This window comes from Methylomonas sp. LWB (genome assembly GCF_001856095.1).
GTDB classification, from domain to species: Bacteria; Pseudomonadota; Gammaproteobacteria; order Methylococcales; family Methylomonadaceae; genus Methylomonas; species Methylomonas koyamae_A.
In genome coordinates this window covers 39,922-57,502 of the sequence record NZ_MKMC01000005.1, presented here as the reverse complement: position 1 = coordinate 57,502, position 17,581 = coordinate 39,922, and the positions used below count along the sequence as shown (strand labels likewise).

The following is a 17,581-nucleotide window of genomic DNA, read 5'->3' as shown; positions in this document are numbered from 1 at the left end:
TGGGTTGTTTCCGTGCGGGACTGCGCCGGCTTGGCGGGCAGGCGGCTTTACAGCGAGTAACTGATGCTGAATCCGAGCCTGACGTCCTGGTCCAGAACCGGTAGCGAGCTTTGTTTGTTGGCGAACGTGCCGACTACGGTACCCATCACCGACCAATGGTCGTCGATCGAATAGGTCAGCATCGCGCTGGTCAAGGCTTGGCCGGCGTTGAGCGTGCCTTGGTTGTAGGAGATGAAGGTTAGGGTGTCGTTCCAAAAGCGGCAGTTGTAGCGTATCAGCCAGGTACCGAAGATGTCGCCGTTGCTGGTGCGCTCGCTGGCGGCCAAGCCGCTGTCGTGGTCCAGAAACGAGCGCGCCTGTACCGATGCATTGATGTTCTGGTCGTTGGTCAGCGCGTAGTCGAAGCCGAAGGATGCGCCGATTTGATCCTTGCGCGCGGTCGAGGTATGCGGGATCGGCGCAAGGATGTTCGTGTCCTCGAGCAGGCCGACGCTGTAGGCCAAGTCCAGCTTCAGCAACAACTTGCCGATGGCCCGGTTGGCGCTGGCGCCCAGCAGCCAATAACCGTTGTCCTTGGACTGGATGTGGCCGTTCAGCGTGGTCGGCGTCAGATAATGCAATTGGTTTTCCTGCAAATAGGCCGCCATCAGGGACAGGTCGCTGTGTTCGACCGACCATTGCATCCGCGCGCCGACTTCAATCGGGTGACGGTCAGGGTTGGGATCGTCGATCGGAAATAGCGGCGCCGAATAAGCCGGGCTGCCCTGGCGCGGCAGCGGGTTGAATTGCGGATTCAGATTGACGAACATGGCCCAGCGCCGATTGGCGGCGAAATGCTCCCAAACCGCGAACCATTGGTTGATGCGGGCGTCCTCCACCTCTATCGTGCTCAGGTCGCGGTATTCCAACACGTTCAAGGTGTCCAGCACCGAATTGCCCTCGGCCTCGCCCCACACTAAGGTCTGTCTGCCCAGCTTGAAGGTGTGGCTGCCGAAGGTCTTGCTCAGATACAACTCGTTCAGCCGCATTTCGACGTTGTCCAGGCGCTGTTCCATTTCGATGGATTGGCTGCTCAAGCCCTCGAAATCGTAATCCGACGGCCAGTACAGCTTGGCCTGGCCGCTGCCTTGCAGATTCCAGCCGGGGGCGAAGGGGTTTTGATATTTGACCAGCAGGCCGAGACGGTTGTCTTCGACGGCGGCTTGTTTGTGGATGCCGGAACCGGTTTTGTGCTCGTGAACTTGCGCGTAAAGCAGTTGGGTGAATTTGAAGGTAAATCGGTCCAGCCAGCCTGAATCGGTATCGGCCGGCGGCGATGCCGAGGCGTCGTCGAATGCTAGCGAGCCGGTGTCCGGCAAGTCCAGCACCGGTTCGGACGCCAACGCCGCCGCGCCGGGTTCGGCTCTCGCCGGGAGCGCCAGACTCAAGACGACGGCCAAATACAGCCGTGACCGCTTAGGGCCAGGTTTGCGCGGTGGGCAAGCAATCACCGTCAGTTCGTTTGGGCCCGCAATTGTTCCAGCGTGGTTTCTCTAAAAGCCACGTCGGTTAACGTGCGCTGGGTCAGAAAGTCGTCGGGGATTTTTACGCTGCTGTTGATTTCGCTGCGGGCCATATTCGATAAACGATTGGTGACCAGATTCATCATGGTTTGCGAACGCGCCGTCCAGACGCCTTTGATTTCCTCGACCTTGGAAGTCAGCAGGCGCTTGATTTCCTTGTTTTGCTTGTCGTACAACTCGACCCGCAACGACACGTAGCGCTCCTTGTCGACGTACATTACCCGGCGGCCGTAACGGGTCTTGCGGGCGCGCTCGGCATTGGGGATGGTTTCGATTTTCCAGACCGGCCGGCCCGCTTCCACGGTATCGCCGAGCACGTTGATCGTGTAGTCGTCCAGTTTGCCGGTTTCGGTGTCCTCGGTGGTGAATTCCGAGCCGAACAGCGAGGCCGGTTCGGAATCGTCGTCGGAATTGCCGCTGGCAATGCGCTTGACCTTACCCAGCGCCGACAGGTAGAGCCAGGTTTCGTTATCCTTGCCGGTTTCGTCGTAGCTGTAATTCAACATGCCGACGCCTTTTTCGGAGGCCGGTTCCAGTACGATGGTCACCGCCTTGGTGTCCTTTTTGTTCTTGCCGTCGTTGATGCCGACCGCTTCCAGCAGTTTTTCCCGAGGCGTTTCGGCGCAGGTGATTTTGTTGTCCTTGATGCCGTATTGGCAACTGGATAGGCGCGATTTGACGAAGGCCGAGTCGGTGATGCTGCGCTGATAGTCCGACAGCTTTTCCAATATGGCCCGCCCGTCCGGCGCGCCGCCTTCCTCGGCCGCCGCCGGTTGAGCCAGTACGGCGCAGACGGCCGCCAGAATCAGCCGATTTGCAAAGCGATTACGCATGCTTGAACCTCATAAATTGACGGTCGTATCGACCTGTTTGAGACCGAATTTCGGTTTGAAAGCCACCAGCAACGCCGGTAGCAAGAACAGTTCGCACAAGATGCCGACGAAAATCGCCAAGCCGCCGAAGATGCCCATCTTCGCGGTGCCGAGGTAGTCGGAAAAACCTTGAATCGAAAAACCCAAGCCCAACACCATGCCGGTAAACAGTATCGATGGGCCGACTTCCTCTATCGTCTCCCGCAAGGCTTCGGCCATGTGCCGGGTCTTGATCAGCGCCTGTCGGTAATGGGTCATGAAATGGATGGTGTCGTCCACCGCCAAGCCGATGATGACCGGCGCCAACAGCAAGGTGTCGGTATCGAGCGGTATGTCCAGCAAGCCCATCAGGCCGTAAGTGAACAAGGCCGGAATCACGTTGGGAATCAACGACAGCAAACCGGCCTGCACCGAACCCAGCGTCAGGAAAATGATCACGCTGATGACGCCCAGCGCCAACAAAAAGCCGTCGTATTGCGAATGGGCGATGATGGCCTGGGTGCGCATCGCCAGCGGAACCGTGCCGGTCAAGGTGACTTCCAGATCGGGAAACTCGTTCTTCACGTCGCCGAACACTTGTGCGATTTCCCGGTTCACTTCGTCGAAGAAGGCTTGATATTGCGAAGAACCGGCGCTGTACACGTTGACGCTGATATGCGACTGGCTATAGTCGTCGGACACGATGCCGCGCCGATCGGCCGGATTGACGCTGTTGAACAGATACAACAATTGCGCCACCATCGTTTGGGAATCCGGGATACGGTAAAACTCCGGCCGGTCTTCGTTCAAAACCCGGTATGTATCCTTGACCAGATTCGCCAACGAATACGTCCGGCTGACCTTGTCCGGATATTTTTCGGCGATCTTTTGTTGCAGACTATCGATGCGGGTCAGGATTTTCGGGTCGAGAATGCCGTCCGCCGTTTTGGTGTCCAGCATGATTTCCATGTTTTGGGTGCCGGCCATCTTGCCGTCGGCGGTTTGGTAGGCGACCCGGATGGCGCTGCCTTCGCGGGTCAGTTCGGTGACGTTGGAGTCGATGCGCAGCCGGCTTTCGCCGTACCAGCAGGCCGCCACCAACGCGCCGAACAACAGCAAGGACAGCCGAAATTGCCGCGAGGCCAAGCGCGGCACGGCGCTCAACAAACGTTTCTGGCCGCGGATCACCGCGTAAGTCAATACCGAAATCAGCGCGATATAGCCGCCCACGCTCAAGCCCAAGGCCAGCATGACCAAGCCGACGTAGGCAATGGTGCAGACCGAGCGGGTCGCGGTAGACAGTGCCAGCCAACGATTCGCGATACGGCGCGGCCAGCCTGGTTTGACCGATGCGTCGGCCACGCCGGGATGCCAGAAATCCAATAGGATCGGCAGCAACACCACCGAAAATAAGTAGGCCAAGCCGACGCCCAAGGTGGACATCGCGGCGAACACCCGGATCGGATAAAGCTCTGACGAAATCAGCGAAAAGGTACCGGTCATATTGGTGATGCTGGTTATCAACATCGGCAAACCGGCGGTCGCGTAGGCATCGGAGAGGGCCTGCCGGTGATGGTCGCCTTGCTGGCGGCGCGCTTGGTAAATGCTGATGACGTGGATGCAATCGGCCATGCAGCAAACGAACACCAACATCACGGTCAGACTGATCATCGTCGACAAACTCTTGCCGGCCCAGGCGGCCGCGCCGGTGACCCAGACGATGCTGAACAACACGATCAACACCGGCCACAGCACCGCGCTGAACGAGCGGAACAGCACCCACAGCAGTACCACGTTGATCAGTATCATGCCCAGATTCAAACCGGCCGATTGCTGCAGCACTTGCTGAACGAATTCCATCAGCGGCGGATAACCGACCGAATAAAATTCGAAGTCGTTGTCGTAGCGTTGGTACACCGCTTTCAAGGCCTTGACGAAGCGGGCGTAAACAAAATTATCGACCTTCTCGTATTGGATGGCCTGCACTTCGGCGCTGTCGTCGAACTTCAAGGTTTCGGCGCCGCTCGCCACATCGCCGAAGCTGTCGTCCAAGGCCACGCCGTCGGCGTTGACCTTGGGCACGTAGTCCTTGACCGGTATCGCGCCGAAATCGGTTTGGATCAACACCGCCGCGTATTGGCCGTCCGGCGAGTAAAACGCCAAGCGATAGTCTTTTTGCGCCAGGGCCTGGGCTTTGATTTCGGCCAATTCGGCTGGATTGTCGGGCAATTGGCGCGGCACCAAGCGGTTGGAATGCAGGGTATCGCCGTCGGCGCTCTGCACGCGGAGGTTGCTTAAGGATTGTACCCGGCGAATATGGCGCAGTTCGTCCAAGTTCGCGGTCTGTCCGCCGGCATCCTTGACCTTGTCGCCGAGTTCACGCCAGTTTTCCAAGTCGTCGGTCAAGGTTTGCACGGCCGCCAACGAACGCCGCGAGAAGACGTCGCCGTCCTTGGCCCGGTAAACCAAAAACACCGAGTCGTCGCTACCGAACTGGCGGCGAAACTTATCCAAGGCCACGATGGCCGGGTCGCTTCTATCCAGAAAGCTGTTCGCGGCCGTGTTAATGCTGGTGCGGGTCAGCGCCCCGAATAGCAAAAACAGGGTTAGCGCGAGGGTTGACAGCAAAATCCACCATTTAAACCGTATCACCCGTGTCGGGACACCGGCAAAATATCCGTTCAGACTGTCGAACAATTTTTCCATCGCTACTCCATTGCGCCGCTGCCGAAAGCGGGGAATCGATTTCGGCGGTTAAGTTTTTAGGTGTCTGAAGGCGCGGGTGTTGCCGGGGGATCTGAAAAAAATCGCGCCGCTTACGCCCGCAAGCAATTACCAAGCCAAGCAAAAGGCACCGAATAGCAAGGCTTCCGGACTCTCGACGGGTGTCCGAATCACTAAACTACGTTATTTGACTCAGACAGCGCGTGAAATGGCGCGATTGAGCGGCTAGGAATAATCGATGAGCTGGGTTGTGCGCGGCCCGGCCAGCGGTTTGGAGTACAAACCGAGGTTTGTACTCCGCCGTTCGTCGGCGCCCATCGGGCATAGAGGCGACACCACTCCGCCTCGAAGACGGTAGGACCGGTGTTACGGCGTTGCTACTTGGTAACGCCGCAAGCTCGGATCGGCTTCGATATCGGCATCCCGGAACAAACAAGGTCGCCAGCCTTTCTTGGAGAACAATTCAGTCTGGTCCGCGAAATGCGGCGACTTGGGGTCGGTCGATTGCGAGAAGGCCAGCACCGCTTGGCCATGCGGGCCTTGCGGCGTTAATTCGACCGCCAGCAAAAACGAGGTGCCGTAATTGACCACGTAGCCTTGGTCGGTCAAACCGGTGGCCGGATTCAGCACTTTTCCCCGTTGGGTACCCGGTAGCAAGGTGTCGTTCGAGCCGCTGTAAGCCGCCATGTTCAAAATGCCTTCCTGGCCTTGACCACCGTGGACAGGAATCTTGGCGGCGTTTTTCTGGCTGAATTGCAGATCGCCCAATTTGGCATCCAATGCGATGCCGGCTTGCCGCAGCGTTTGCACGGCCTTGCCCAGCGCCAGCAGCGCCGGGTCCGGACCGTGTTTCGGCGCGGGGGCGAGGCCGTCGGGCGTCGTGAGCGGCGCGGCCGGGTCGAAGGCCCGGGCAAAGATCTTGTCCTTGGCCGACATCATCGTGTCTTCGTGGCCGCCGGCTTCCGGGCGAAACGTGCTCAGAAACTCGCGAAACAACACCGCGCCGCGGCTTTCCAAATCGAAGCGTTCGTCCCAGTTGGCCAGTATTCGGCACGCTTGGCTCAAATCGACGCGCTCGGTGCCGATTTTGACCGACTTGGCGGCGTGGCAACGCTCCACCAGGCCGGTTCTGAACAAGCGGCCGGCCAGCGATTGGTTGGACAAGGCCGCATCCATGACCGATTGCAGCGAAAATTTGCCGGTTTGCCGGGTCAAGGCCAGCGCGTTCATCCGGGTCCGTAGCGACGGCGGCTGACGCTCGTCGCCGTACAGCGCGTAAAAGCCTTCCAGCGGCTGCTTGGGATTGCTCAGCCAGTGGCTGTCGTTGGCGTTGAACACGAAATCGCTACGCAGCAGTTGCGGCGCGCGCTCGAACGGTAGCAAGCCCGGCTTGCGGGCGGCCGGGTCGTTAAGCCATTCGTCGCGCGATGTGCTGCCGTCCAGCAAATAGATGCCGTGAAACGCGTATAGCGCCGCGACGCCCGGATCGCTTTGCTTGGCCTGTTGCCAGGCCTGCAACGCGGCCGGCGACAAATGCGGTACCGGTGAACTGTCGGCGTACCAAGCTTTGCCTTCCACGGACGTGGCGATGGTGTTCGAGAACGGTATGCTACCCGCCCAACGCCGGTGGGCGTCGATCAGGCCTTCCAAGTTCGTTGCCTTGGCCATGTCGAAAAATTGGGCGAGCATCGAATCGTTGTCGATATTGGCGTCGCGGTAAGTCAGAACGTGTTGGTTATTCCATGCCAGATCGGCCATGCCGCCGGTCAAGGCGGCCGGAATAGACAGGATCGGTCCGTAGTGGCTGCGCCACAGCTTGCGGGTTCTGGGTTCCAGTACGCCCGCGCCGTTCAGCACTTCTATCGTGTAATCGGTCGATTCCATCGCCTTGATTCCGTCGTCGTAACGATAGCGAGTTGGATCGCCCGGATCCAGCGCTAATCGGTAGAGCGTGGCTTTCGGCGACGTCGTTACGGTCAAGGTCCAGGCGACCGCGGCATTGAAGCCGACCAGCGTGTTCGGTACGCCGGGGACGGTGATGCCGTAGACGTCGAGTTTGCCCGGCACCGTGACGTGCGACTCCCAAGCCTGCAATGCGCCTTCCCACGGAAAATGCGGTTGGGCCAGCAATAGGCCGTGGCCGGACTCGCTCAAATCGCCGCCGATCGCCCAGCCGTTGCTGCCGGGCTTTGCCGAGTCGGCCGGGACCGCGGGCGGTGGCGATACCGGCGCGCCGGCCGCTTGCGGCGGTTGGGCGTTACTCAGAAAGGAGGTCAGAAACCGGCCGCTTAAAAAAATGCTGAAATCGGTGGCAATCGCCAACAAATCAGCTGGCGTAACCGTCACGTGCCGCTTCGGATCGCGGCAGGCGCCGGGCAACTTGCCGGAATCGGCGACAGCCACAAAACGGTTGATGCCGGCGGCATGCGCGGCCAGCATGTCTTGAATATCCGCGGGTAAGCCGGCCAATTTTTTTTCCGCATCGGCCACTAAACGCAGATGTCGGTAAGCAAAATCGCTTTCGACGTTAGCTTCGTAATCGCCGGCGCCGAAATAACGCGAACGTTGGCCGCGCACTTTGATGACTTGATCCAGCAACACGCAAATCCGGTCTTCGGCCATCGCATAGCCTTGGCCGAACCAGGCGCCGGGTAGATCCGGGGCGGAGATGTGCGGAACACCGTAACTGGTGCGCCGAATGGTTGCCGAATAGGCGCGTTCGCCGACCGTGGTCGGCATGGCGTTAGGTTCCATGTTTTTCAACGACTCCGAATGACAGGTACCGCTTAAAAACGGAATGAATATAAAAGCCGCCAACGCGCAAGCGTTTGTAAATGATCGATTGGCATTCATGGTTTCTCAAGAAAACTATAAAAAACGAATAATTGAATAAGCGCTTATTTAAAGCGGGAAAGTTTTTTCGTAATAAATGATGAGGTGATTATAACGGTCCTGGATGGATCTCGTTCTGAAAATAGCGTGCGGCTGAATTGTAGTTAAATTTTTGAAAGTCATCAATCGCGGCTTTAAATTCATAACAGCTGGCGGATTAAGAATCGATGCTGAGTTTTCGCGAAAAAAATTAGCTTTTAAGCTCAGCGATTGTTCTTGATTTTAGTTGGGTGTCGCTAGGCGGCTGGGCGCCGGTAACGACAATATCTGGTGTGCATGGCGGGCTAAAAGCTGTTCGTCCTAAGCCGGCAGTAGAGCATCTTACATGGCGTATAGAACCGGATCAATCCGAATAGTCATTCTGATCTCGGCGGCCGTCGGCTGGTGTTTTCCGGTTCAATTGTCTCCGCTTCAAGCCGTCTTGGAGCAAAAAAACGACGGATTCGGCGATGCGTGTCGGCGTTTTTTTAGCACTAGGCGGGTTCGGCGGGAAAATAAATTTAATATTAAATGGTATGGCATATGCCGCAAGGCGCTAAAAATTGCGTGATATGCCATAAAAAATATTAACTTTTTGGTGAAATAAACTAGTTATTTAACACAGATTTTTAGTCGGTATGCGACAAATCGCCGCGCGACAATTTGTCTCATTGCGAATTATTTATTCTCGATTGAAGATGCGCCCGGCTCTAAAAGCCAACGAGAGTGTTAGAGGTGTTTTTGAACGATTTAGGGTTCTGTCTTTAAGATGCCGATTAATGCTGATTTTATTTAAAATTGTTTAAATTAGTTTGGTAACCCGCCGTAATCGAGCAGGTTATTCAAAGCCGGGAGTTATAAATGAAAAAAAGCAATAAAATCAAAGTAGGAATATTCGCTTTAACCGCGCTATCCAGCGCGTTGACGGCGATGGAGGCGAATGCGGCGTGTACGACGGGTAATAACGCCACGCTCACCTTGCATAAAACCGCTTTAGCGACGATGGCGGGTGGGGGCAGGGCCGGTGGCCTGACGCTACCGTCTGCGGACTCGGATACGGGGCAGGCGCTTTGGGGAGGGGTGGATTACGGTAAACGTTTTATCTATCTCAATGCATTTCTTGCCGATAATGCTTTCAGCTACTCCACTCTGAATAATGCCACACCGAGCACCGGTACCGGCGGAGCTGCGGTGGTTGCGGGCACGACGACCTACAATGCTCAGACTTTGCCTGTGGTCTGTGCGACCTCGGCGACACCCAATTACACCACTACGTTTCAAACCGGAAATAAAGTCTCTACATGGAATAACGCTTCAACGGGCATAATCGGTTTAGCAGGGGTGTTGAAGGTGCGTAGCGCATTTCAAAACCCTGCGTTATCGCTCAGATGGGGTAAGCTTTCCCTGGAGAATACGGGCAATACGGGGGGGGGCAACGGCACTTGGGTGTTGAAAGAGTATTTGACGGGTAATACTCTTTTCAAACTGACCGAAGTCTATACCTCGCTGTCCGGAACCACCTTGACGTTGAAAGCCAATTTGCGCTTTGCCAATTCCAGCACTGATACCGATGGAACCGATTGGGGAAGATGCTTTAAAGGGACGAAGACAGGAACGGTTTGCGATGACTTCTACGGTATCAATGTAGCGCCGGCCAATGGTGCCAATTGGTGGCAATATACGGCCGATTCAGTCAATAACATGACCATGTTGACCGGTAGCGGTACTTACACCACTCCAACCTCGACAAAATCCGGCACTCCGGCTGTGTATGGTTCGCCGGCGCCAACAGGCTCTGAGTCGCAAGCCATCATAGGCACCATCGAAGTAACCCATCAATATTAACCATTGAAAGCGTGGGCGGCGATGGGTGACTAAGGCTACCTTCGCCTTCGTTGATAAGCGTCAGGGAAAGCCTTTCGCCGCCCCTGATGGTTTTCCGGTAACAGTAAAGATAAAAAAATTTGATATTCAGGAAGAACCGCATGAAAAAACAATTACCTAACGTTAAGAAAATAACCCTGCTTTCCGTCAACCTGGCCGCGTTGATGATTCTATCCGCGCCCGCTGACGCCAGCACCTTGAACGGCACTATCGGCGGTATGGCTTACTTGACTTATGACCAGCAGGTCTGGGCGACGATGAAAAGCGAGTGGTTTCGAAGCGATATACACGGTATTCCGTTAAATAATGGTGCCATGGAGCCCACCTCCAACACCTACGGCAACCGCTTCTTTTATCCGCAATTGTTCGTTGGCAACGAGGTGCCGTCCGAAATTCCCAATTCGATAACCGCCTCGGATCGATCTATTCAGCGTGGCCAGTCCACGCCGGAAGCTATCGCGGCTTGGCGGATTGACGACCCAGCGCAGCGAGTGCCACTCGAGCAGCCGGTTGGCGGCTGGGCGATGCCGGTGGAATCGGCCGATTCGCCGGGGTTGGATCCTGGTTGGGGGGCGGGGTATGCGCCGGGTTCGTACGGGCCGTTGATGGCCGACGGCATGGGTTATAGCGATCCCGACTTTCCGGATTTTGTCCATTACATTAGCTTGGGCGGTTCCTTGCGCTTTGCCAGCGACTTTGCTGCGCCTGGCGGTACGCTCTGGCTGCGGGGTATTGATATTCGAGAATATCAAAGCGGTGATACTAATAGATGGTATATAGGTGCCAGCGGCCATGCGGAAACAGCCAAATATACGGCATTCCAGCTATTGAACCCTGTGTTTGGCGTTAATGCCCAAGGCATGCTGACCCTGGAATCTGATTACATTTGGGGGGACAGTTCGTGGGCCAGCTTTTTTCAACTTGGGGATCCAGAAGTCAATTTGGTTCTGGGTCACCTTTCCATCAACCCCGATGTTACCTCTACGCCGGCGGTCCCGGTGCCGGGAGCGGTCTGGCTGTTTGGTACCGGCTTGCTGGGGCTGCTAGGCCTTAAGAGGCGGGGCCGCGCCGGCTAAGCGTCAAAGCCGTGGGACGTGCTGAACGACGCGCGGCACACCCTATAGGCTGAGTCGTAAGCAATCATAAGCGCGCCATCGAAGTAAGCTATCAATATCGACCGTTGAAAGCGTGGTGGGCGATGGGTGGCTAAGGCTCCCATCGCCTTCGTTGGTAACCGCCAGGGAACTCTTTCGGCGGGGTCGAATAGATTTTATCGTTCCCACGCACCTGCGTGGGAATGCATCCCGTACCTCTCTAGTGGTGCGGCTTGGTACGCAGGAGCGTCTGTTTTGTGTTCCCACACTGGAGCTGGGAACACAATAAATTGATGCGGGGCGCTTGCTGCCCGCTAGGGCCGGGCAATCTGGCTTGGGTTGAGTTCTTTGATGGAGTTAAAACTAGACATGCGGAAATTCAGTGTTTTTTTTGTTCCGGTTTTCCTGGTGGCGTGTTTGTCGATTTATGTGCTCAAGGGTGCCGGGTTTGATCGGCCTGAACCGCTGCCTGGGCAACCGGCCGGGTCTGCGACCGCTCCGCTGAGCCAATTGCTGGATGTTATCCCGCTTGGGCCTAAAATCCGGACCTTTACCGACGAGCAAGCCTGGCTGGATTTTTCCGACGACACCTCCACCGACGAGGTTGCCGACACTCAAAGTACAAGCCAGTTGCTGGTGGCATTGGAAGACAAGGCTGGGCAAGGGCTAAGCTACGAAGCGCTGCGGGACGGCGAGGAATTTCAACTGATCATGGCCCAGATCCAATCCGACCCCGCCGCCCGGCAGCAAGTGTTGGCGCACATTATGAAGTTCAGCGGCACGCCGTTGGGCAAAACCCTGAGTTTGGCCTTGGCGACCTCCGGTGCCGCCGTGGGCATGCCGAAGCTTAAAGCGGCGGCCGTCCAGTTATTGCGGAAAGGTTCCGAGGAGCAACGGCTGGATGCCCTGCAATTGTTGGGCGCGACGGCCAGTTACGATGCTCCGACCCGCGCCGGTCTGCTGGATGTATTACGCGGAGACGGGGCGGCAAATTCGGAATTAGCGGTGGCGGCCATGGCTAATTTGGTTAAGCAAAGTGGAGGTGCTTCGCCGGCCGAGCAACAAGAGATCGTTAAGGCGGTTTATCCGTTTGTCGGCAACAGCGATCCGCAACTGCGGCTGAACGGCCTGCAAGTGCTGTCCAAGCTGGCGGGTAGCGATCAGGATGCCCAGCGGATTTTCGCCGAAGGGGTCAACGATGCCGATCCAGACGTCAGGCGTTGGGTGATTGCCGCGATGGGCAATGGCGAGTTTGCTTACGACAGCGTGCGCGAGCCGTTGCTGGCAACCTTGCAAAATCCGGATGAAGACCCGGCGGTGAAAGCCGTCGCGCAGCGGGCGCTGGAACGTTTTCCGTTGGACGATCAGGCGCGACAAATTTACCAGGAACATCTGGCTAGCGAGTCTTACCAGGCGCCTACGGGCGGCTTTGGTTTCAATTAACGGGTTTGATATCCAGTCCGGTCAGGCGCTGAAAACGCCAAAATGCGAATTGGGTTTGCCCAATATCGTTTATTGAGGTTCTTCCGCCTTTTCAAAATGAGGATCGAAGGGGATATATTTGGAAAATCTCTCCAGCCCTCTTTTGCAAAGAGCGGAACAAATGGCGGGAGTTTTCCTCCGGAAGGATGACGATTAACAAAAGACTCGCCTGCCAATAATCAGCTTCACCCACTGACAAAGCGCCGCAGCTGCAACGGCTGGCGGCGTATGTTTCGTCCATCTGTTTTCGGTTGGTCATTTACCTCTTCTCCGGCAACACCTTTCCGAGTTAGTTAAGCCGGTATGACTCACATCAATGGGCCTTCGAAATTCCCGGGGCAGTTCACTCTGTGTTGTCGGCCGATAGGCGTTGAGTACAAAACGCGACGCATCAGTGTCTCATCGCGATAGGGTGCGGTGCCAGACCGCGACGCAATTCGTCGATTATCCTGGTTTTGTGAGCGTCGCGTTGAATAAGGCGGTAGGTTGAAGGGTTCAAACGCTCGGCGAGGTTTCTTAAGCTATGTGTTTTAACGCAATAAAAACAGGTGAAATCACTTACTTTTTTTACTAGTCGATTCGCAAAGCATTTCAGCAAACCCATTTTACGGTTTTGCTAGGCGAACATAGGGGTTTTTGGTTGTCTTTATTTAAAAAAATACACTAATTTTCAATTGGTTATATTTTTGATGATGGCTCGGTTGTTTCTTGTTTTTCTAAGTGGCGCGTTTGTTGCATTTAGTTGAAGCAATCTTATTGCTGCATAGATAACCATGATCTTAACGTCGCCTCAAACTCTCGCCGAAATCTCTACATGGCAAGCGCAATACCAGGGGGATTCAATTGCCTTTGTATTCGAAGAGCAGAGTTTGACGTTTCGCGAATTCGATCAACGGGCTAATCAAGTAGCGGCGGGTCTGTTAGCTGTCGGGATAGAGCCTGGGGCGCGCGTTGCGATATTGAGCAAGGACAGTATTAATAGCTACGAAGTGCTATTCGGTTGCGCAAAAGCCAGAGCGGTTTTAATCGGAATTAACTGGCGGCTGACGCCGCAGGAAATTCATTACATTCTGCAGCACGGCAACGCCGAGATTTTGTTTATCTCTCGGGAATTACTAGAAAGAATCGAGGCCGTGAAAAGCGAGTTGCCGAGTTTGCGCAAGATTATCGTATTGGATAGCGAATTCGAGGATTATTCGGGTTTCCAAAATTGGCGGGATCAATTTTCGCCGAATGGCGTCGGTCTGACTTATGCGCCGGATGAAGTCGTTGTGCAAATGTATACCAGCGGCACTACCGGCCATCCAAAAGGCGTGCAACTGCCGAATTATTCGTTCTTTAGATTGATGCAGGGAATGCGCGAGCAAGGCGATCATTGGATGAACTTGAATCCGGACGACAAATTGCTGATTTCACTGCCGCAATTTCACATGGGCGGAATTTGGTGGGCGATTCAGGGCTTCATCGCCGGCGCGCAAGGTTTCATTATCGATACGTTTATTGCTTGGAAGGTGTTGGAACTGATCGAACGTCACCGGATTAGCAAAGTGCCGATGGTACCCGCGATGATTCAAACCACTTTGGCGGAACCTTCTTGCGAAACCACCGATTTATCGTCGGTACGGGGTTTTTTATACGGTGGATCGCCCATCGCGCCTGCGTTGCTGCAAAAGGCGATGCAGCGTTTCAACTGCGGATTTTTCCAAATCTACGGTATGACCGAAACCGGCAATATGGCGGTTTGCCTGCGCCCCGAAGATCACTCGCCGGCACATCCAAAACGTCAAGAATCCGCGGGCAGACCTTTGCCCGGTGTGGAAATACGCGTATCGGATATATCAGGAAATGCCTTGCCGGCTAATGCGGTCGGCGAAATCTCGATTAAGTCGCCCGCTAACATGATTGGTTATTGGAACAACGACGAGGCAACCCGGGAGTGCCTGTCCGAAGGCGGATGGATTAGAACCGGAGACGCCGGTTACGTCGACGAGGAAGGCTATTTGTATATCTGCGACAGGATCAAGGACATGATTATTTACGGCGGCGAAAACATTTATCCCGCCGAAATAGAAGCGGCGCTGTGCGAGCACGAAGCTGTCGCCGAAGCGGCGGTCATCGGTATACCAGACGAGCGTTGGGGCGAGGTCGTCAAGGCGTTTGTCGTATTGCGGCCCGGCCACGCGATTAAGGCGCGCGAACTGATTAACTTTACCCGAAATCGAATCGCCGACTTCAAGGCGCCAAAGTCGATCGATTTTCTCGAAAAGCTGCCTCGGAACCCGAGTGGCAAAATATTAAAACGGGAATTAAGAATGCCTTATTGGGCTGGCCAAGTTCGGCAAGTCAATTAGCGCGAGGCGGATTTCCGCCGCGACCGGGTTTCGTTAAAGCGTATTGGCGGAGCATTTTATGAGCTGTTATCCGCCGGGAAATTTATAAAACCTTCACCTTTGGTTAGAGGAGAGTATGTATGAGCGTTGAAACCTTGGAAATGGAAGTGATCGAATCAAAATCCGGAAAAATAGGCGCCGAAATCCGTGGCCTGGATATCAATGGGTTGGCGGATGACGCGCCGGAACTGGGCATGATTCGTAGCTTGATCTACAAGAATAAACTGGTTGTACTGCGCGATCAGGAATTGGATGAACAAAAATACGTTGCATTCGCCCGTAAACTTGGGCGGCCGCAAGTCTATTTTCAGCCGCAATATCATCATCCGGATCATCCCGAGATATTTGTTTCTTCGAATGTGCCGGACCAAAACGGTAACAAAATCGGCGTTTCCGGTACCGGAAAATATTGGCATACCGACTGCGCGTTCGAAAAGAACCCCTTGTCGTTTACCTCGGTTTATCCCTTGATTTTCCCGAAAATGTCTAGGGAAACCTCTTACATCGATATGGTAACGGTATTGGAAAATCTGCCTACGGATTTAAGACAGTATGTCGACGATAAAATCTATATCCATGCGGGGCAATTACGATACAAAGTTCAAGCGTCCGATATCGATAAATCGCTGGCCGAGCTTCTCGATAGGATTAATAGCGAAGTGCCGCCGGTCGAGCATCCCGCCGTTATTCAGCACCCGGTAACCGGTGAGTTTTCGCTTTACATCAGTAGCGGCTTTACGACAAAAATCGCAGGATTGACTCACGAGGAAAATCAGCGCGCGTTGACGGCGCTATTTGATTTTATCGAACGTCCCGAACACGTGCATACTCACTATTGGGAAGAAGGCGATTTGATTATATGGGATAACCGCTCGGTTATACACAAGGCATCCGGCGTCAAGCCGGGAGAAACCAGCAAAATGTATCGGGTCGGTATTTACGATGACTTGCCGTTTTACGTGGGTATCGGCAATTAACATTCGATACGGTTAGTTTGGTCGAAACTTGTTCTATTAACATTACTATTATTAAGGGTAGCGCGCATGATTACTAAGAGTAAGGGATTGGAAATTAACGAAGCGAAACAGGGTAAAATCGGTGCGGAAATTATTGGCTTGGATGTCAATAGTTTGTCCGAAAACGCGCCGGAACTGGCGCTGATTAGACAATTAATATATAAAAATAAATTGGTGGTCTTGCGCGGTCAGGAGCTGAATGCCGAAAGATATGTTGCATTCACTCGGAAACTCGGTCGTCCGCAAGTGTATTTCCAGCCTCAATACCATCATCCTGATCACCCGGAAGTATTCGTTTCGTCGAATGTGATCGAAGCGGACGGCAAAAAACTGGGCGTTTCCGGCACGGGGCGGTATTGGCACACTGATTGCGCTTTCGAAAAGCATCCATTGTCGTTTACTTCGATTTATCCGTTGGTTTTTCCCAAATCGGCGAGAGAAACCTCTTACATCGATATGGCGGCGGTTTACAGCAAACTGCCGGATGAACTCAGGTCTTACGTCGAAACGGCTACCGCGGTTCATGAAGGTAAAATGCGCTATAAGGTTCAAGCGTCGGATATCGACAAATCGCTTTCCGAATTGCTCGATCGTATTCACAACGAAGTCCCGCCGGTTAACCATCCGGCCGTAATCCAACATCCGGTCACGGGCGAGAAAATCCTGTATATCAGTAGCGGCTTTACCACCAAGCTGGCCGGTCTGAGTTACGAAGAAAATGAACGGGTGATGCAGGCCTTATTCGACTTTGCGGAAAAACCGGAACATATTCACACCCATTATTGGGAAGAGGGCGATTTGATTATCTGGGATAACCGACCTCTGGTACACAAAGCGTCATCCATACAACCCGGAGAGAAAAGCAAAAGTTACAGAATCGGGATTTACGACGACTTGCCTTTTTATGTGGGAATTAACTAATGACTTCTATTTTGGAATTGCCGGAGCGGGAAGCGCTCAGTTTAACGGATATTGACGCTTCGTTTGTAAAAACAGTGTTGACGCCTTATCGGGAGAGTTGTCGGTACTTAAAAAAAGCGTATTTTCAACAGCAGGAAGACTTGGGTATTCAGGGTATGCTGATGAATGGCGAGTTTTCAATTCCGGAGTCTTGTTACATCGACGATACCGGGCATTTCAATGCCGTAGAATATAATATCTGCTACAACCAGATTGCTTACGTTCATTTGGGTTATTGCATAAAAAATGGATTAATTCCGGAGTTGGGCGACTACGATCCCGATTTGTTTTTTGAAAAACAGCTTTCGAATTTCTTGATTGCCAATCTCAATTCCGGTTTTCAAAGTCTGATTAACGCGAAGCACTTCTACGGCACATTCGGTATTCATACCGTAAAAAAAACGTCCCGCTGTGTGTTTCTGAAAACATTTTGTCATTTTCACGATGACGAGGTCGGTAAATCCAAGGGTGAAGTGATGCTGGCTATATTGCGTCCCGGTCCTTAATAGCGTGAGCTCCGGCATTTTCTGACTATAGCTAAAGGTGCTTCGAAACATTGAAAGCCGGCGGAATTAACGCGAGCACTGGTGTTTCGGCAAAGGCTTGCTGTCCGGGTTGGGACTGTCGCGATTTGGATGTTGGGGTATGAATAGCTTCCGGCATGGAATTCAAATTAAAACGGTATCGGATACGGCTATTTATTTGCCGTTTATTTTTGCCGGACTTGGCATGGGTTGAGCGATTAAT

General features: G+C 54.1%; 12 protein-coding genes. 7 read left to right on the top strand and 5 right to left on the bottom strand.

The annotated features are described in order from the left end of the window. Window positions 1–47: 47 nt before the first annotated feature. The 4 genes from BJL95_RS02390 to BJL95_RS02375 all read right to left on the bottom strand — a co-directional run bounded on the left by BJL95_RS02390 (window position 48) and on the right by BJL95_RS02375 (window position 7,990). Complete coding sequence (locus tag BJL95_RS02390; protein ID WP_071155197.1) at window positions 48–1,427, bottom strand: DUF1302 family protein; 1,380 nt, start codon at window positions 1,425–1,427, stop codon at window positions 48–50. A 65-nt stretch (window positions 1,428–1,492) separates the two neighbouring features. Continuing rightward, on the bottom strand, window positions 1,493–2,395 hold the full coding sequence (locus tag BJL95_RS02385) for an outer membrane lipoprotein-sorting protein (protein WP_071155195.1): 903 nt from the start codon (window positions 2,393–2,395) through the stop codon (window positions 1,493–1,495). Between the two features lie 9 nt (window positions 2,396–2,404). Next, complete coding sequence (locus BJL95_RS02380; protein ID WP_083385570.1) at window positions 2,405–5,119, bottom strand: RND family transporter; 2,715 nt, start codon at window positions 5,117–5,119, stop codon at window positions 2,405–2,407. A gap of 384 nt (window positions 5,120–5,503) precedes the next feature. Next, window positions 5,504–7,990 carry a penicillin acylase family protein gene (locus tag BJL95_RS02375; protein WP_083385569.1) on the bottom strand — a complete coding sequence of 829 codons (2,487 nt, stop codon included), beginning with the start codon at window positions 7,988–7,990 and terminating at the stop codon, window positions 5,504–5,506. An 879-nt stretch (window positions 7,991–8,869) separates the two neighbouring features. On the opposite strand from BJL95_RS02375, the gene BJL95_RS02370 reads away from it, so the two are divergent. The 3 genes from BJL95_RS02370 to BJL95_RS02360 all read left to right on the top strand — a co-directional run bounded on the left by BJL95_RS02370 (window position 8,870) and on the right by BJL95_RS02360 (window position 12,429). Continuing rightward, entirely contained in the window at window positions 8,870–9,853 is a 984-nt protein-coding gene (locus BJL95_RS02370; protein ID WP_071155193.1) for a hypothetical protein, read from the top strand. Between the two features lie 140 nt (window positions 9,854–9,993). Then, window positions 9,994–10,968 carry a hypothetical protein gene (locus tag BJL95_RS25020; protein ID WP_064026125.1) on the top strand — a complete coding sequence of 325 codons (975 nt, stop codon included), beginning with the start codon at window positions 9,994–9,996 and terminating at the stop codon, window positions 10,966–10,968. A gap of 387 nt (window positions 10,969–11,355) precedes the next feature. After that, window positions 11,356–12,429 carry a HEAT repeat domain-containing protein gene (locus tag BJL95_RS02360; RefSeq protein WP_071155191.1) on the top strand — a complete coding sequence of 358 codons (1,074 nt, stop codon included), beginning with the start codon at window positions 11,356–11,358 and terminating at the stop codon, window positions 12,427–12,429. A gap of 91 nt (window positions 12,430–12,520) precedes the next feature. On the opposite strand, the gene BJL95_RS24405 is transcribed toward BJL95_RS02360, so the two are convergent. Then, window positions 12,521–12,727: a hypothetical protein gene (locus BJL95_RS24405; RefSeq protein WP_139306093.1), complete on the bottom strand. Its 207-nt coding sequence runs from the start codon at window positions 12,725–12,727 to the stop codon at window positions 12,521–12,523. Window positions 12,728–13,241: 514 nt separating this feature from the next. Here BJL95_RS24405 and BJL95_RS02355 point away from each other — a divergent pair. The 4 genes from BJL95_RS02355 to BJL95_RS02340 all read left to right on the top strand — a co-directional run bounded on the left by BJL95_RS02355 (window position 13,242) and on the right by BJL95_RS02340 (window position 17,340). Beyond that, entirely contained in the window at window positions 13,242–14,819 is a 1,578-nt protein-coding gene (locus BJL95_RS02355; RefSeq protein WP_071155189.1) for a fatty acid--CoA ligase, read from the top strand. Between the two features lie 119 nt (window positions 14,820–14,938). After that, window positions 14,939–15,835: a TauD/TfdA family dioxygenase gene (locus BJL95_RS02350; RefSeq protein ID WP_217631657.1), complete on the top strand. Its 897-nt coding sequence runs from the start codon at window positions 14,939–14,941 to the stop codon at window positions 15,833–15,835. A 66-nt stretch (window positions 15,836–15,901) separates the two neighbouring features. Beyond that, window positions 15,902–16,795, top strand: coding sequence for a TauD/TfdA family dioxygenase (locus BJL95_RS02345; RefSeq protein ID WP_071155187.1), 894 nt, complete (start codon window positions 15,902–15,904; stop codon window positions 16,793–16,795). Further along, window positions 16,795–17,340, top strand: coding sequence for an FcoT family thioesterase (locus BJL95_RS02340; protein WP_071155185.1), 546 nt, complete (start codon window positions 16,795–16,797; stop codon window positions 17,338–17,340). Before BJL95_RS02345 ends, BJL95_RS02340 begins: the two co-directional genes overlap by 1 nt. Window positions 17,341–17,581: the final 241 nt, after the last annotated feature.

Bases quoted from the DNA above. Each gene is read 5' to 3' on its own strand.
- BJL95_RS02385 (WP_071155195.1), bottom strand. From the start codon at position 2,395: ATGCGTAATCGCTTTGCAAATCGGCTGATTCTGGCGGCCGTCTGCGCC.
- BJL95_RS02380 (WP_083385570.1), bottom strand. From the start codon at position 5,119: ATGGAAAAATTGTTCGACAGTCTGAACGGATATTTTGCCGGTGTCCCG.
- BJL95_RS02375 (WP_083385569.1), bottom strand. From the start codon at position 7,990: ATGAATGCCAATCGATCATTTACAAACGCTTGCGCGTTGGCGGCTTTT.
- BJL95_RS02370 (WP_071155193.1), top strand. From the start codon at position 8,870: ATGAAAAAAAGCAATAAAATCAAAGTAGGAATATTCGCTTTAACCGCG.
- BJL95_RS25020 (WP_064026125.1), top strand. From the start codon at position 9,994: ATGAAAAAACAATTACCTAACGTTAAGAAAATAACCCTGCTTTCCGTC.
- BJL95_RS02360 (WP_071155191.1), top strand. From the start codon at position 11,356: ATGCGGAAATTCAGTGTTTTTTTTGTTCCGGTTTTCCTGGTGGCGTGT.
- BJL95_RS24405 (WP_139306093.1), bottom strand. From the start codon at position 12,727: ATGACCAACCGAAAACAGATGGACGAAACATACGCCGCCAGCCGTTGC.
- BJL95_RS02355 (WP_071155189.1), top strand. From the start codon at position 13,242: ATGATCTTAACGTCGCCTCAAACTCTCGCCGAAATCTCTACATGGCAA.
- BJL95_RS02350 (WP_217631657.1), top strand. From the start codon at position 14,939: ATGAGCGTTGAAACCTTGGAAATGGAAGTGATCGAATCAAAATCCGGA.
- BJL95_RS02345 (WP_071155187.1), top strand. From the start codon at position 15,902: ATGATTACTAAGAGTAAGGGATTGGAAATTAACGAAGCGAAACAGGGT.
- BJL95_RS02340 (WP_071155185.1), top strand. From the start codon at position 16,795: ATGACTTCTATTTTGGAATTGCCGGAGCGGGAAGCGCTCAGTTTAACG.